The 15547-nt window shown below is 34.8% G+C and carries 13 protein-coding genes and 4 tRNA genes; 12 read left to right on the top strand and 5 right to left on the bottom strand.

From position 1 onward, the window contains the following. Positions 1–271: 271 nt before the first annotated feature. The gene (recA, locus tag ACKPCA_RS12255; protein WP_054715740.1) at positions 272–1288 is read right to left on the bottom strand and encodes a recombinase RecA; all 1017 of its coding nucleotides are present in this window, start codon (positions 1286–1288) and stop codon (positions 272–274) included. Positions 1289–1327: 39 nt separating this feature from the next. Next, a complete protein-coding gene (gene bcp, locus ACKPCA_RS12250; protein WP_321279348.1) occupies positions 1328–1795 on the bottom strand; it encodes a thioredoxin-dependent thiol peroxidase in 468 nt (155 codons plus the stop codon). Between the two features lie 341 nt (positions 1796–2136). Here bcp and ACKPCA_RS12245 point away from each other — a divergent pair, with 341 nt between their 5' ends. The 9 genes from ACKPCA_RS12245 to ACKPCA_RS12205 all read left to right on the top strand — a co-directional run bounded on the left by ACKPCA_RS12245 (position 2137) and on the right by ACKPCA_RS12205 (position 8052). Beyond that, positions 2137–4329: an SPOR domain-containing protein gene (locus tag ACKPCA_RS12245; RefSeq protein ID WP_321279347.1), complete on the top strand. Its 2193-nt coding sequence runs from the start codon at positions 2137–2139 to the stop codon at positions 4327–4329. Between the two features lie 12 nt (positions 4330–4341). Continuing rightward, on the top strand, positions 4342–4623 hold the full coding sequence (locus ACKPCA_RS12240) for an ATP-dependent Clp protease adaptor ClpS (protein ID WP_321279346.1): 282 nt from the start codon (positions 4342–4344) through the stop codon (positions 4621–4623). Positions 4624–4641: 18 nt separating this feature from the next. Then, positions 4642–5106 carry an NfeD family protein gene (locus ACKPCA_RS12235; protein ID WP_054715756.1) on the top strand — a complete coding sequence of 155 codons (465 nt, stop codon included), beginning with the start codon at positions 4642–4644 and terminating at the stop codon, positions 5104–5106. Between the two features lie 10 nt (positions 5107–5116). After that, positions 5117–6097: a flotillin-like protein FloA gene (gene floA / locus ACKPCA_RS12230; protein ID WP_054715761.1), complete on the top strand. Its 981-nt coding sequence runs from the start codon at positions 5117–5119 to the stop codon at positions 6095–6097. Between the two features lie 197 nt (positions 6098–6294). Continuing rightward, a tRNA-Ser gene (locus ACKPCA_RS12225) sits at positions 6295–6383 on the top strand. A gap of 8 nt (positions 6384–6391) precedes the next feature. Next, positions 6392–6466 (top strand) — tRNA-Pro (locus tag ACKPCA_RS12220). Between the two features lie 63 nt (positions 6467–6529). Continuing rightward, positions 6530–6604 (top strand) — tRNA-Pro (locus tag ACKPCA_RS12215). 60 nt (positions 6605–6664) lie between these two features. Further along, positions 6665–6739: transfer RNA gene (locus tag ACKPCA_RS12210), tRNA-Pro, on the top strand. A gap of 107 nt (positions 6740–6846) precedes the next feature. Further along, positions 6847–8052, top strand: a complete 1206-nt coding sequence (locus tag ACKPCA_RS12205; RefSeq protein WP_321279345.1) for an L-serine ammonia-lyase — start codon at positions 6847–6849, stop codon at positions 8050–8052. A gap of 65 nt (positions 8053–8117) precedes the next feature. On the opposite strand, the gene ACKPCA_RS12200 is transcribed toward ACKPCA_RS12205, so the two are convergent. After that, positions 8118–10637, bottom strand: coding sequence for a hybrid sensor histidine kinase/response regulator (locus ACKPCA_RS12200; RefSeq protein WP_321279344.1), 2520 nt, complete (start codon positions 10635–10637; stop codon positions 8118–8120). Between the two features lie 117 nt (positions 10638–10754). Beyond that, positions 10755–12413: a M28 family metallopeptidase gene (locus tag ACKPCA_RS12195; RefSeq protein WP_321279343.1), complete on the bottom strand. Its 1659-nt coding sequence runs from the start codon at positions 12411–12413 to the stop codon at positions 10755–10757. A 355-nt stretch (positions 12414–12768) separates the two neighbouring features. On the opposite strand from ACKPCA_RS12195, the gene ACKPCA_RS12190 reads away from it, so the two are divergent. Beyond that, positions 12769–13194 carry a DoxX family membrane protein gene (locus ACKPCA_RS12190; protein ID WP_321279342.1) on the top strand — a complete coding sequence of 142 codons (426 nt, stop codon included), beginning with the start codon at positions 12769–12771 and terminating at the stop codon, positions 13192–13194. A 1-nt stretch (position 13195) separates the two neighbouring features. Continuing rightward, a complete protein-coding gene (locus tag ACKPCA_RS12185; protein WP_321279341.1) occupies positions 13196–13711 on the top strand; it encodes a hypothetical protein in 516 nt (171 codons plus the stop codon). Here ACKPCA_RS12185 and ACKPCA_RS12180 read toward each other — a convergent pair whose 3' ends face one another. Next, the gene (locus tag ACKPCA_RS12180; protein ID WP_321279340.1) at positions 13712–14218 is read right to left on the bottom strand and encodes a DUF4251 domain-containing protein; all 507 of its coding nucleotides are present in this window, start codon (positions 14216–14218) and stop codon (positions 13712–13714) included. Between the two features lie 134 nt (positions 14219–14352). On the opposite strand from ACKPCA_RS12180, the gene ACKPCA_RS12175 reads away from it, so the two are divergent. Further along, on the top strand, positions 14353–14895 hold the full coding sequence (locus ACKPCA_RS12175; RefSeq protein WP_321279339.1) for a TlpA family protein disulfide reductase: 543 nt from the start codon (positions 14353–14355) through the stop codon (positions 14893–14895). Positions 14896–15547 lie beyond the last annotated feature (652 nt).

Here is a 15547-nt window from a genome sequence, read left to right as displayed (position 1 = left end):
CAATTTATAAAACAGTAGAGACGCATGGCATGCGTCTGTTGGTGTGCATGTGTTTGGGGGAGCATTTTTGTGGTAGGTGTGTAAAGGTATTTGTGTTGTGTTACGGTTAGCGTGGGATGAGACGCATGCCATGCGTTTCTACGGGGATTCATTCCATGAACGATTTTACTGTCCAAATTCCCCCTTTCAAGGGGGATAGAGGGGGATGTTCCTACAAAAAAAAGACCCCCGCATCGCGAGAGTCTTTCATTTATATAATAGGTGTCAGAATTTATTCTACCGGATTGTTGATGGCTTCAATAATCTTGTTTTCCAATTCTTCAGCCAATTCTGGATTGTCGTTGATTAAGTTTTTAACTGCCTCACGACCTTGTCCTAGTTTGGTTTCACCATACGAGAACCATGAACCAGACTTTTTAATGATGTTGTATTCAACACCCAAGTCGATGATTTCACCAGTTTTAGAAATTCCTTCTCCATACATGATGTCGAATTCAGCTTTACGGAATGGAGGTGCAACTTTGTTCTTTACAACCTTCACACGAGTGTGGTTACCGTTTACTTCATCACCATCCTTAATTTGACCAATTCTACGGATATCCAAACGAACCGATGCGTAGAACTTCAATGCGTTACCACCTGTTGTTGTTTCAGGATTACCGAACATTACACCAATCTTCTCACGCAACTGGTTAATGAAAATACAGGTAGTGTTCGTTTTGTTGATGTTTGCAGTAAGCTTACGCAATGCTTGCGACATCAAACGAGCTTGAAGACCCATTTTTGAATCTCCCATTTCACCTTCAATCTCAGCTTTTGGAGTCAAAGCAGCAACCGAGTCAATTACTACTAAGTCAATAGCCGAAGAACGAATCAACTGGTCAGCAATTTCCAAAGCTTGCTCACCATTATCTGGCTGAGAGATCAATAGGTTTTCAGTATCTACACCCAATTTCTCAGCATAGAAACGATCGAAAGCGTGCTCTGCATCAATAATTGCACAGATACCACCAGCTTTTTGCGATTCAGCAATTGCATGGATTGCCAAAGTGGTCTTACCTGAAGATTCAGGACCGTATATTTCAATAATTCTACCTTTAGGATATCCACCAACTCCTAATGCCATATTTAGTGACAAAGATCCCGATGAAATTGCAGGTATATCTTCAACGGCTGCATCGCCCATTTTCATGATAGCACCTTTTCCGTAGGTTTTGTCAATTTTTTCCATGGTTAGCTGAAGTGCTTTCAGCTTTTCCTTGTTAATTTCTGCAATGTCTTTGCTCATAATATGTGTTTTAAATATTTTTCCTCTTAAAGCTTTAAGCTATTGTAAATTCATCTCAGAAAGAATCTGATTGGTATGGTCTTTAGTTTTTACTTTCGTAAAAATTTTTTCAATAATACCTTCTTCCGAAATTACGAAAGTAGTTCGAATGACTCCCATGTATTCTCTTCCATATAATTTTTTCATTCCCCAGGCACCATAGGCTTCCAAAATTTCTTTTTCGGTATCAGCAATTAAATTGAAAGCCAAATTGTGTTTTGCAATGAATTTTTGATGTGATGCAATTTTGTCGGGGCTAACGCCAACAACTTCAAAACCTAAATTTGTAAGGGCATCGTAATTTTCATTCAAATTACACGATTCCGCAGTACATCCAGGTGTATTATCCTTAGGATAGAAGTAAAGAATTAGTTTTTTGCCTTTGAAATCGTCTAAGCTTAATTCTTTTTCATCTTGGTTTAATCCCTTAAAAACGGGAGCTTTATCTCCTTCTTTTAAATGTGTCATTTTTCAGAAATTTGAATTACAAATATACCTTAATCCGAATATCAGAACGAATTAATTCGGCTAAAGTTATTAACCCATGAAGTTAAAAAAAATTGCGACCGAAATGGATTTAATAAAGGATCTTTTTTTTAAGATTATGCTCTGATATTTTGTTAATTCAATCTTTCTCTGGTTATTTCGTACTTACACTTTATATATTATCTTTGTTATAAATATTTACTATATTAATATTTTATAATTGTAAGCCTTGTTTTTAAGGGAGTTTAAGAGATGAAATTATGAACAGGCTATGAATAAAATAATTAATATCTCGGATTATTTTTAAGCAAGACATTAATTCTATGAACGATACTATGAGATTACGCAGCACGTTGCTTTTAATCGCTTTGTTTATTGCCCAAATATCATTTGCCCAAAGCTTTAGCGGAGGAAAAACCGAACAGCAAATTGAAGAAGAAGCATTTGCTTTTTTCGATGAGGAAAACTACAAAAGTGCGATGCCTTTGTATCAGGAACTTATGAATGTATATCCTCAGGATCCTGAATACAATTATTATCTTGGAGTTTGTCAGGTGGAGTTGAATGAAAATATTCCAGAAGCAATTAAGCATCTGAAAATCGCTTCAACCAAGAATGTAAATGTGTCAGTTGCTTATTATTTGGGGCGTGCTTTCCATATGAATTATCAATTTAATTCAGCAATTCGTTACTACAGAAAGTTTCAGGAATATTACAAGAGAAAATCAACAGGTATTGATCAATTGATTGTGATGTGTCAGAATGGTTTGCCTTTGGTGAATTCTTATTACGTGCTTGATGTTCGAGATAAAAAAGTAGTTGATAAACAAGAGTTTTTCAGATACTACAAAATTGATGGTTTTGATGATCGATTGTCAAAGAAAACAAAGAGCATTAAATCAAGATATGATGGAACAGATGATGTAGATGTGGCATGTTTGGCAAACAAAGGACAGTATGTATATTTCTCTAGTTATGGGAAAAATAAAAAAAACGGTAGGGATTTGTATCGTGCCAAGCGTTTAAAAAATGGCAGCTGGGGTGAGTGGGAAACACTAACTGCTTTGAATACGGATTTGGATGAAATTTACCCCTATATGGCAGGTGATGGCAGAACATTATATTTCTGTTCTCAGGGGCATACAAGTATGGGAGGATTTGATATTTTTAAATCGGTATACAATGAAATAACCGATACTTGGACTGAACCAGAAAATCTTGGTTTTCCAATCAATTCAACTTCTAATGATTTCTTTTTTGCAACAGATGTAAATGATGAGTTTGCTTGTTTTGCCTCGAGTCGTGAGAATGGGAAAAAGGATGTGACGATTTATAAAATTAAGATGTCGGAATATCCAGAGCAAAAAGTGGTAATGAATGCTGAATCATTACCTGAATTGGCTGTGCTAAAAAAAGGAGAAAAAGTTTTGTCAGAAGAACCTGCAGTTGAAATGCCATCCTCTACGATAAAATACACGACTAAATTTACTAACGCTAATTTACCATACTTTAATTTTCAAATTAGTGAAGAATTAACTTACCATTACTTGACGGAATTTAAATCAAATGAGGCAAAGAATATTTTTATGCAGTCGAAAAATGATAAGTTCAATTCTGATAGCCTTTATAGTGTAACGGAAAATTTAAGAACAAAGTTGGCAGACGCTAATGAGACTGTAAAAGCTAATTTAAGCAAGCAAATTTCAAACTTGGAAGATAAATCATACGATTTGGGAAATCAAGCCAAGCAAAAAATGATACAGGCAAGATCTATTGAATCTGATTATTTGAACAAGCATATTGTAGGAACCATAGAAACAGATGTTGTTGCACAAACAGAAAAGAAAGAACATTTGGTAATGACTTCGGAAAAAGTTTCAGAAAAATCTGAGAATGTAATTGCAGGATATGTCTATCATTTACAGGTAGGAGTTTTCTCAAGTAGAAGAGACCCTAAGTTTTTCGAAGGTTTAAATCCAGTTAAGGAGGAATTGGCAGGTAATGGTAAACTATACAAATACATGGTCGGAAATTACCCAACTTTTGCATCAGCTAAATCATCTATTCCTGAAATCAAACAATTGTTCCCAAATGCATTTGTGGTTGCCTATAAGGATGGACAGAAAGCTAATTTAGCTCAGGCAATAAAAATAACAGATCAAAATTATCAGCCTACGGTAGTGGCAAAATCAACACTAAAACCAGTTGTAAAACCTAAGGCGGTAAAAACTAATGGTGGAAAAGTTGTATTTAAGGTTCAAGTGGGTGCTTTTTCGGAAGATGTTCCGCAAGATGTGAAGAATAAACTTAGAGCATTTTCAAAATATAAGATTGAATATACCAATGATTATAGAGGATATACAATTTGCACGGTTGGAAGCTTTGATTCTTATAGCAAAGTGAGTAAATTGAAGATGGAATTGAGAGAAGCTGGATTAAGCGATGCATTTACAGTAGCTTATTCTGGGAGCGATAAAATTACCATTCAGCAAGCATTGGAAATTCTTCGACAATAAAAAAATGACGATATGAGTAATTACGATGAAGGATATTTGGGGAAGGAAAATGAGGTTTTGGATGATATCATAAATCGTAACACTTTGCTTTTGCATAACGATGATTATCACACTTTCGATTTTGTTGTAGATGCACTTGTTGATATTTGCCAACATGACCCGGAACAGGCAGAACAATGTGCATATATAACTCATTACAAGGGCAAGTGTGATGTAAAAAAAGGAAAAATGAGTGTTATCAGACCAATGAGAGAGGGCTTGGCGAAGAAGGGATTAAAGGTCACAATTGTATAATTTTAGATTTAGAATTTAATGACGGCTTTAATTATTGTATTACTTATTCTATTAGGAGTTCTTCTTTTGTTACTAGAATTTTTGGTGATTCCAGGAATTACCTTGGCGGCAATTGGAGGTGTATTAATGATTGGTGGAGGAATTTATCTGGCCTATGATCATTATGGAAATAACATTGGGCATTTAACTGTGTTGGCTACTATTATTTTCTGTGGAATATCTTTAGTCTTGGCTTTAAAGTCTAATACATGGAATAAAATAATGCTTAAGACAGAGGTAGATTCAAAAGTAGAAAAGCTAGAGGAGGAGAAAATACATGTAGGTGATAAAGGAATCTGTTTATCTCGACTTGCACCTATGGGGAAAATAAAAATTAATAAAACAGTTGTCGAAGCAAAATCTACAGGTGCTTATATTGATGAGAAAAGCAAAGTAGAAGTTATTGGCGTAATGGATAAAATTGTAATTGTAAAACCTATATAAAACGATACAAATGGAAGGAATTGGAACTATAATTCTAATATTTGCTGCTGTAGGAGTCGGGATTTATATCCTGTTTTTCTTTATTCCTGTAGCGCTTTGGTTTTCAGCTCTGTTATCAGGAGTTAGAATATCTTTGATTCAATTGGTATTTATGCGTTGGAGAAAAGTACCACCTAATGTAATTGTTCGTGCCTTAATTGAAGGAACTAAGGCTGGATTAAAGCTTAATAGAGATGAATTGGAAGCTCACTATTTGGCTGGAGGTCATGTTGCGCAAGTTACACATGCTTTAGTCTCCGCTTCTAAAGCAAATATTGAACTTCCATTTCAAATGGCAACAGCTATCGATTTGGCTGGTCGTGATGTTTACGAAGCAGTTCAAATGAGTGTAATTCCTAAAGTGATCAATACTCCTCCTGTAACAGCTGTTTCTAAAGATGGAATTCAGTTGATAGCAAAAGCAAGAGTTACTGTACGAGCAAACATCCGTCAATTGGTTGGTGGTGCTGGAGAAGAAACAGTTCTTGCACGTGTTGGTGAAGGTATTGTATCATCAATTGGATCATCTGAAACTCATAAATCGGTTCTTGAGAATCCTGATAATATTTCAAGAGTAGTATTGGAGAAAGGTTTGGATGCTGGTACTGCATTTGAAATTTTATCAATTGATATCGCTGATATTGACATAGGTAAAAACATTGGTGCAGTTCTTCAAACCGATCAGGCCGAAGCAGATTTGAAAATTGCACAAGCAAAAGCAGAGGAACGTAGAGCAATGGCTGTAGCTTCTGAACAAGAAAATAAAGCATTGGCTCAGGAAATGCGTGCCAAAGTAATTGAAGCAGAAGCAGAGGTGCCAAGAGCAATGGCTGAAGCTTTCAGAAATGGACAGCTTGGAATCATGGATTACTACCGTATGAAGAATATTGAAGCTGATACAAGCATGAGAGAAAATATCGCGAACCCTAAAGATAAAGGGAAGAAGAAATAAAATTCAATGAATTTTCTTTAAAAGCCGAAAGGGATTTGTTTCCTTTTCGGCTTTTTTTAAAAATAATTTCAAAAAAAATAAAATCTAATCTCATTGATTTATAATTTACTATAATGAGAGCTTGAAAAATCTTTAATTATTGCGAAAAAAATATTTTGCACATCAGAAATTTTTACATACTTTTGCTTCCGCAATCAGGAGAGGTGGGTGAGTGGCTGAAACCACCAGTTTGCTAAACTGACGTACTGAGTAATCGGTACCGGGGGTTCGAATCCCCCTCTCTCCGCTAATTTTCGGGGTGTAGCGTAGCCCGGTTATCGCGCCTGCTTTGGGAGCAGGAGGTCGCAGGTTCGAATCCTGCCACCCCGACCGAAAATTTTCAGAGGAGTTAAAAACTTCTCTTTTTTTATCGAAAAGAGTACCGGATTTTTTCGGGGTGTAGCGTAGCCCGGTTATCGCGCCTGCTTTGGGAGCAGGAGGTCGCAGGTTCGAATCCTGCCACCCCGACTGAAAAATTTGAGGAGTTGAAAACTTCTCATTGTTATCGAAAAGAGTACCGGATTTTTTCGGGGTGTAGCGTAGCCCGGTTATCGCGCCTGCTTTGGGAGCAGGAGGTCGCAGGTTCGAATCCTGCCACCCCGACTGAGAAGAGAAGTTCATTATTGAGCTTCTCTTTTTTTTATACCTACCCAAAATGTAATTCCTTTCGTTGCATTTATTAAATTTGCCGCAAACTAACAACAACAGAAATGGAATCGATAAGAGAATTATATAGAATTGGCTATGGCCCTTCTAGTAGTCATACTATGGGACCAAGAAAGGCTGCAGAAGAGTTTCTGCAAAGAAATTCAAATCATGAGAAATTTGAGGTAACTCTATTTGGAAGTCTTGCTGCAACAGGAAAAGGACACCTTACAGGTGTTGCTATCGAAGAGGTTTTTAAGAGCAAAGATCTTGATTTGATATGGAAACCTAAGGAATTTTTGAAAAAACATCCCAATGCACTAAGATTAAAGTCTTTTAATAATTCGGGAGAGGTTGTAGAAGAATGGACTGCTTATAGTATTGGAGGCGGTGCAATTGTAGACGACGAGACAGAGCATTCCTCACAATCAATTTACGATTTAACCACTATGGATGCTATTCTGGCATGGTGTAAAAAGAATGATAAGCAACTTTGGGAATACGTTGTGTTAAGAGAGGGAGAAGAAATTTGGGGATTTTTGGATGAGGTTTGGACCGCTATGAAAAATGCCATTAAAAGAGGAATGAACAATGAGGGTGAGCTTCCAGGAGGTTTAAAATTACCTCGTAAATCTCATCTGTATCATTTAAAAGCAAAGACCTATAGTGGGCCCATGAGAAAGCGTTCAATGCTATATTCGTTTGCACTGGCTGTATCGGAAGAGAATGCTGGTGGGGGTACAATTGTAACAGCGCCAACATGTGGTGCGTGTGGTGTGTTGCCTGCAATTTTATATTATCACAAAAAGTTCTATAAGTTTAAGAAGAAAGATATTTTAAAAGCATTGGCTACGGCTGGGTTAATTGGGAATATCGTAAAATTCAATGCTTCAATTTCTGGCGCGGAAGTAGGATGTCAGGGAGAAGTTGGTGTTGCTTGTGCAATGGCTTCTGGAGCTGCAACTCAACTGCATGGTGGAACTATTTATCAGGTGGAATATTCGGCAGAGATGGGATTGGAACATCATTTGGGATTAACTTGTGATCCGGTTTTAGGTTTGGTTCAAATTCCATGTATCGAGCGTAATGTGTTTGCTGCGGCTCGTGCATTAAATCACAATACTTACGCATTATTATCTGATGGAAGACATAGAATTAGTTTTGATCAGGTAACTGAGACCATGATGAAAACAGGATTAGATCTGTCATTGTCATATAAAGAAACCTCACTCGGAGGTTTGGCCAGCTTAAAAGGGTTTACCTACAGATAAAAAGATGTTGGCTCACTTGAACTTTTACTCAAATGAGCCAATTATTTTAGATCCAGTTTACTTTTTTAAGAGATTAGATGTTTTGCCAGTATTTTTTGCATTGTTTTCATGCTAATAGGCTTGGATATGAAATCACTACAGCCTGCTAACCTGGCTTTTATTTTATCTTCGCTGGTAGAATAGGCAGTTTGAGCAATAATGTTCTGTTCTGGATTAATCTTTTTGATTTCCATGCTTGCTTCGTAACCATTCATTTCAGGCATTTTTATATCCATAAAAACAAGCTTAAACTCTTTCTGCTTAAATATTTCGATGGCTTCAATTCCATTTTTAGCGTGCTCTAAATGGCATTCGGGAGCAATTTCTTCCATTAAAGATTTGAAATAGAGATAATTTATTTCTTCATCTTCGGCAATCAAGATATTCCAACTATATTCATGTTCACCCGGTTTTATGTAGTTACCTTGATTTGGGATGAAACAATTTTTCAATCTAATAATGAATTTACTTCCTTCGTCAATTTTTGAAATTAATTTAATTTCACCATTGAGCAACTTTACATTTTCTTTAACAATGGATAGTCCTAATCCTAAACCACCTTGTTTGTTGCTAATTTTACCTTCTGCTTGAGAAAATCTTTCAAATATTTGTGTGTGCCTTGTAGTATCAATACCAATACCAGTATCTTTCACATACAGCTCTAATATATTTTCATTAACATGATATCCAATTTCAATTGAACCTGCGTTTGTATACTTGAGCGAATTTTCAATAAGGTTGATTAGAATCTTCTTTAATTTAACTTCATCTGAACGAATTAAGCAGTTTTCGTCCTTTAAATCTTTGTGGAGATATAAAGATAGATTTTGTTTTTTTGCTTGAGGCTGAAAAATGGTAAATAACTCAGTTAAAAGGTTGTTAAGGTTGAATTCGCTTTCGTATAGCTTTATATGCTTTGTTTCAAGCGCAGAAATTTCAAGGATGTCATCAATAATCCGTAATAGCTGAAATCCGCTATTTTTGATAATGTTGATGTATTGTTTGCGTTTGATTGGAGTGATACTTTCCAACTCAAGAAAATCTGTAAAACCAAGTATTGCATTCATTGGAGTCCGAATTTCATGCGATAGGTTTTGTAGGAATTCCGATTTTAAACGATCGCTTCTTTCAGCAATTTCAATTGCTTTAATAAGTTCATCGTTTTGATTTTTATACTCCTTGGCTAAAACTTCGTATTCTTTATTACTTTTTAAAAGTTCTTCTTCAGAAAATTTTCGATCTGTGATATCCTGAACATGAACAATGGTGTAGAGAAATTTACTTTTTGAATCAAAAATCGGACTTACACTGGTTAGTCCCCATTTTAAATTTCTATTTTGTGTTAGATATCTTTTCTCAATGGTAAATGCCTTTTTGTTGTCTATACAATCTTGATATCGTTGTTTGCTTAGCTCTATATCTTCTGGATGAGTAATATCAATAAAATTAATTTTTTTTAGATCCTCAGAGGTGGACTCCATCATTTTACAGAATGCGGAATTTACTGATCGAAATTTTTTATCATTGCCTACAATTGCCATTCCAACATCGGAAGCTTCAAATGATGTTCGGAATTTTCTTTCACTTTCGGCAAGTGCGGCATCTGATTTTTTCCTATCAGTAATATCAATTGTTGCAAGCATGGCTTTTGCGCGATCTAAGGAGTTGTAATCCACCGATAGTTTAAGGTAAATCTGCTTAGCAACGCCACTTAGGGTTTTAATTTCACCTTCGGTTTCAAATTCTTTTTTACCATTTGCAAGAGCAATAACTTCATCTTTAAAAACCTCGTAGGATCTTGACGTGAAAATTTTATCTAAATTTCCCAGCAGTTCTTCTTTCGAACCAGCATCATGCAGTTTTAATGTTGCTAGGTTTACATCAGTTACTTTAACTTTTTGCGAACAGAGAGCAAGGGATTCAGGATACTCATTAAAATAATCTTTGAAGTTTGTTATGCCATTTTGCTTTAATTCATCAAGATATTGATAGAGTTCAGAAAACTCTTCTTCCCATAAGGGAACAGGAGAGTAATTGAATAGCGTTTGGTATCTGAGGTTATTAAGGTATCTTTCTTCTTCGGTTTCTTTTATAGGTGTAATGTCTTTTAAAATGCCTCTTAGCTCTTTAGGTTCTCCCTTTAAATTGTACTCTATTTTGCATGAAGCTTTTATCCAAATGATAGAGTTGATTTTTTTAGAAAACCTGAAGGTTGATTCACAATTTACTGATTTCTTATTGAAGCATTCGGAGAGTTTGTTTATGAAACTTGCTTTATCCTCCTGTTTAATGCAGTGTAAGAAGCTTTCTTTTGTATTTCCAAAAGTTGTGTTTTTTAAACCGAATACAGTTTCGGCACAATCCGACCAATGAATTTGATTTTTATCGAAGGACCAGGAGAAAGCAACAATCTTTTCTTTGGATAAAACATGATGATAATTGCCAAAGAAATCATGTTCCCTATTATTTAGCGAATCAATCTGTTTACGTAATTTTTCAATTATTTTATGTAATTCAGCTGTATTGTTAGTATATGGCTGATCCATCGGGTATTTGATTAATAGTATGTACTATTAAAATAATAAATTTTAGTGAAGCTTACAAAACAGTTTCTTATTTTGCTAAACAAAAAAAGAATGGTTGGAAACCATTCTTTTAATTTTTTAGTTGTTCATATAGCTTTCTCTGAGAGCTTTAAATTCTGAACCTTCTTTCCAGTTCGGAAATTTATCTTCGTTAGCCAATTTCCAGCCTACTCTAAACAATAGTTTGGCATCATCGACAACTCCATTCAAATCCCACCAGTCTTCATATTCATCGAATGGTTTGTGATAGTGGTTTACCAACCAATATTGTTCTTTCTCCGACATGAATTCTTTTCCTTTTTCCCAATGGTCATTATTTCCTCTAACAAATAATGAAGGAACACCAACTCGTGCAAAGCTAAAATGATCAGAACGGTAATACATTCCTGATTGCGCATTTGGATCAGGCAAAATATAGCGATCCTGATTTTTAGCAGCTTCAACTACATAGTCTTCCAATTCAGATTGTCCATAACCTGTAATCATCACATCTCTCATTTTACCATATGGTAACATCAAGTCATTGTTGATATTGGCAACGGTTTTTTTCAATGGGAAAATCGGGTGATCGGCATAATATCCAGAACCGTTCAGTCCTGATTCTTCGGCAGAAGGGGCAAAAAACACGATAGATCTTCTTGGCTTTTGTGGCATTGCTTTAAATGCTTCTGCTATCTCAAACATCCATGCAAGTGAGGTTCCGTTGTCAACAGCGCCGTTGTAAATTGAATCTCCATTCATTTTAGGACCAATTCCTAAATGATCCCAATGTGCAGAATAAAAAATGTATTCATCCGCTAAATCGGTTCCTTTCAAAATACCCAGAACATTATTGGTTTTATCGAAACGAGCTTTGTTGTGGAATTTTAACGATAATTTGGTGTTGAAATCAAAGCCTTTATAATCTGGTTTTTTAGCTTTTTCCAACTCTTCATTTAAATTCTTACCACAAGCATCGAATAAAGTTTCAGCAGTATTCCATGTTATCCAGCCTTCTGCAGCACAACGTGATTGATAATTATCTTTGGGTTGCTGGTATAATTTTGGAACCGAAGCTGAGTTTAAAACTACAGACCAAGGATACCCTGCAGGTTTTGTTTGGTGAATAATTAATAATCCTGCCGCACCTTGTCTTGCAGCTTCTTCGTATTTGTAGGTCCATCGTCCGTAGTAGGTCATTTCATTTCCTTTAAAAAAGCTCTTATCTGTAGAGCCAAATCCAGGATCATTAACCATTACAACTACAGTTTTACCTTTTACATCCAAATCTTTGTAATCATCCCAACCATATTCAGGTGCAACAATTCCATAACCAGCAAAAACCATTTCAGAGTTTTTTAACTCAATATCATCTTGCAATCTTCTTGAGAATATCACGAAATCGTCGCGGTATTTTAATTCTGATTTGCCTTTAGGAGATTGTAATTTTATACCTTCAGGAACATAAACCGTAACTTCTACCAATGGAACTTCCTGAAAGTAAGAATCTCCATTTATAGGTTCCAATCCCATTTTTTTATAAAGATTGGCAATGTAATTGATTGATTTTGTTTCTCCTTCCGAGAATGGTTTTCTCCCTTGGTACTCATCAGATCCCAATTCCTTAATGTATCCTATCATTCTTTCGGTAGAAATAACCGATTCGGCTTTTTGAAGCTCCTTTTCAGGATTGCTACATGCAAAAATACTTCCCGTAAGCAGAAATAGAGTTGCTTTTCTTAGCTTATTCAAATTCATTTTTTAGGTTTAGTTTCAAAACTCAAATATACTTACATTTTATCCCATTTATTAAAAATAGAGAGCTTAAACTTGCTACCAGGCAATGGTATGCTTTCCTGAGAGCCTATGGCTGTCCTTACATAAAGTAAGCTGTCTTTCGGTTAAAGGAGCCATTCCTTCTGGTTGGTTTGTCTCCCTTCTGAAAAAGTAAGTAGTCTTCTCGGGACTTTCAGAAGGTTTTATGAAATTCTGATTTTGTAATCTGAATCACAATTTAGTAATAATGATTGTTCTATCTTGCAATTGTAATCAAAATGAATTTCAAGAACTGATTCATTTTTGTAGTTTTAAGTTGAATTTAAGTTGGCGTATCATGAAAGAGAAAAGAAAATATAGAACTGTTGAGATGTTGTTAAGAATTGTAACGGCAATAATCTTAATTCAAACCTTACATTTTAAATTTTCTGGTCATCCACAGGCCATTCATATTTTTTCAACCATTGGAATGGAGCCATGGGGAAGATATGGAGTTGGAGCAATTGAATTGATTGCTGGAATACTTTTCTTTTTGCCTAATTATTGGAAGTTTGCATCCGTAATTACTGCTGGATTGATGCTAGGAGCTATAGGTTTTCATCTTTTTACACCTTTGGGAGTAAAGGTTGTTGTGGATGGAGTTTCGGATGATGGACATTTGTTCGCAATGGCTATTGCCGCTTTGGTATTTAGTGTAATACTCATTTGGAGAGCCAATTTTCCTCAGCTATATAGAGAATGCCTTAAAAAAAGAATGAGGTAAAATGAACGGTTCGTTAAGCTACGATGAGAAATGTTCATGTGCAAAAAGTACTTTTTGTATTTATGTGAGTCAGTCGCAAGGTTTCGAAAGTTCAGAAAAGGATTATCTGATTAAATCCATTACTAATAATGGTTTCTCTGGTATCCTTTATGTAAGTTCAGTTCTGGCAGGTTGGGCAATTGTAGCTGGAATAATTGATTCGATATTGTTTCCAGGAATCATAGTATATGCAATTTTTCACGGGGTTGTAGATTATAAGGTTTTAACACCGCCCATTCTTTTTTTAATGGGCAATGTTATGGCAAAACTTGTTTATATAACTCATAGTTTACGAGGAAAAGTAAAGTCTTTGGATATCTTAATCGCAGCATTGCCATATGCCGGATCAGCTTATCTTCTCAGAAAATTTCTTGTAAAAGATAAGCTGATGCGTAGGGCGGTAACTTCGTATTTGGCTTTTCAAAAGAATAAGGTGAAAAAGAAAATGTTAAGTGTGTTTTCTTTAAAAAAGCAGTAGTTATTTCTTTTTAATTGCTTCTATTTGCCCGTAATAGGAAATATGACTCTTATTATTAGATGTAATAAATAAACTTGTATAGCCTTGTTTAGAGATCTCCATTTTTATTTGATAGGTATCTTCCTTTCCTTTGGCTTTAAACCTTACCTCAAAGCCTTTTTCATTAAGAGTTTTAATTTCTAAATCATCCGCTGTTGTTTCAAAAAGAATGCCTCCTTCATCATTAATTTTTGCAATGTAGGCTCTTCCCCAAAATGGGAGGTAAGCTTTTGTAGAATCTTGATTTAATTCCAATTCATACGAAAAGTTTAAGTCTTTGGTGTAACCTGAGCTTGTTGTAAGCGAACGCGGAATGAATGTGAATTTTTGATTGTTTACCAGTTGTTCTATTTCCTGCATTTTCAATTCTTTCTTTTGTTGTCTATTAGCTTTTCCACTAAGCTGAGCAAAACTGTTTGTAGAGGCTAACAGGCAAATCATTACAATTATTAATTTGATATTTTTCATGTTTTTACTTTTTAGTTCATAGATATTTTGGCATGAATTATGCCAAACATTATTCAATTTCGTTAAAAAATTTGAAATTGTGTTGAAATTGAATAGGTTTACTTCCTATTATAAACTGATTAGATTTGAATGGAATGAAAAAGATTACATTGCTTACACTTTTATTGGGATTGTTTGTGTTTTCATGTTTTTCACAAGAAAGAGATAGCCGAGGGTATATAGTAAAAGTAGGTGATATGGCTCCTGATTTTGAAATGAAATTAACAGATGGATCAACAATTAAATTATCAGACTATAGAGGGAAAGTGGTAATGCTACAATTTACTGCTAGTTGGTGTGGAGTTTGTAGAAAAGAGATGCCACATATTGAAAATGATATCTGGAAGGCTCATAACAATAAGGATTTTGCTTTATTTGGTATTGATAGGGATGAACCTATTGAAAAGGCCAATAAATTAATCAAAGCAACAGGGATTACCTATCCCATTGGTTTAGATGAGGGAGCTAATATTTTTGCAAAATATGCCTATCGTAAAAGTGGGGTAACTCGAAATGTTATTATTGATAGGGAAGGAAAAATTATTTTTCTAACAAGGCTATTTAATCCTCAAGAGTTTTCAGCTATGAAAAAAGTAATAGAGCAAGAATTAGACAAATTTATAAATGAGAAGTTGTAAGTGTTATTCTTGCAGCTTTTTTTTGTAGAATACAAGATAGTTTTATTGTCTTCAGTATATTAGAAATGGAATATTAAATTACTTTAGGAGTGATCTCCTATTTGTTGTTCTGGCATATATTCGAAAATTACGGTATGAAATTGTTTAGCTTAGCTAAGATCATTTTACGAGTATTGAAATTTAAGTGATGGGATGTAGTGTTCTTTCTATTTTTGATTCTTTTAATTTGTCGATATAGCTATAATTAAACAGTATAAAATTAAATATCAAAAATTAGGATAAAAAAGTGGGCGGTGACTAGCCGCCCAAAAACTACTACTTAAATTTACTTATGAAAAAGAACTTTCAATCACCCTATGTATTAAAAGTATCCATTCTTCAATAAAGATACTATTTGTTTTTAATTTCAACCTCATTGCAACTTCTATTTTTACGAATAAACCAATTTCATCAATGAAGAGTCCTAAATTGATGAATGTATGAGCTTATTTAAACAGTCTCAGCATAAATTTTATTCTTATCAATAGATGATGAGAGTTACTGCTCTAGTGAAGTTTTGTTTGAAAATTTAAATCATTTACAAGTTGTATTAGATATACCATGTGAATTTTCTTAATTTTATGGCTATATTGAATTGAGGAATTGTGTTAAT

It is taken from the genome of Marinifilum fragile, from assembly GCF_963677365.1.
Taxonomy (GTDB): Bacteria; Bacteroidota; Bacteroidia; order Bacteroidales; family Marinifilaceae; genus Marinifilum; species Marinifilum fragile.
Note: the sequence above shows the minus strand (reverse complement) of the source record. Positions and strands in the feature narration are given on the sequence as shown.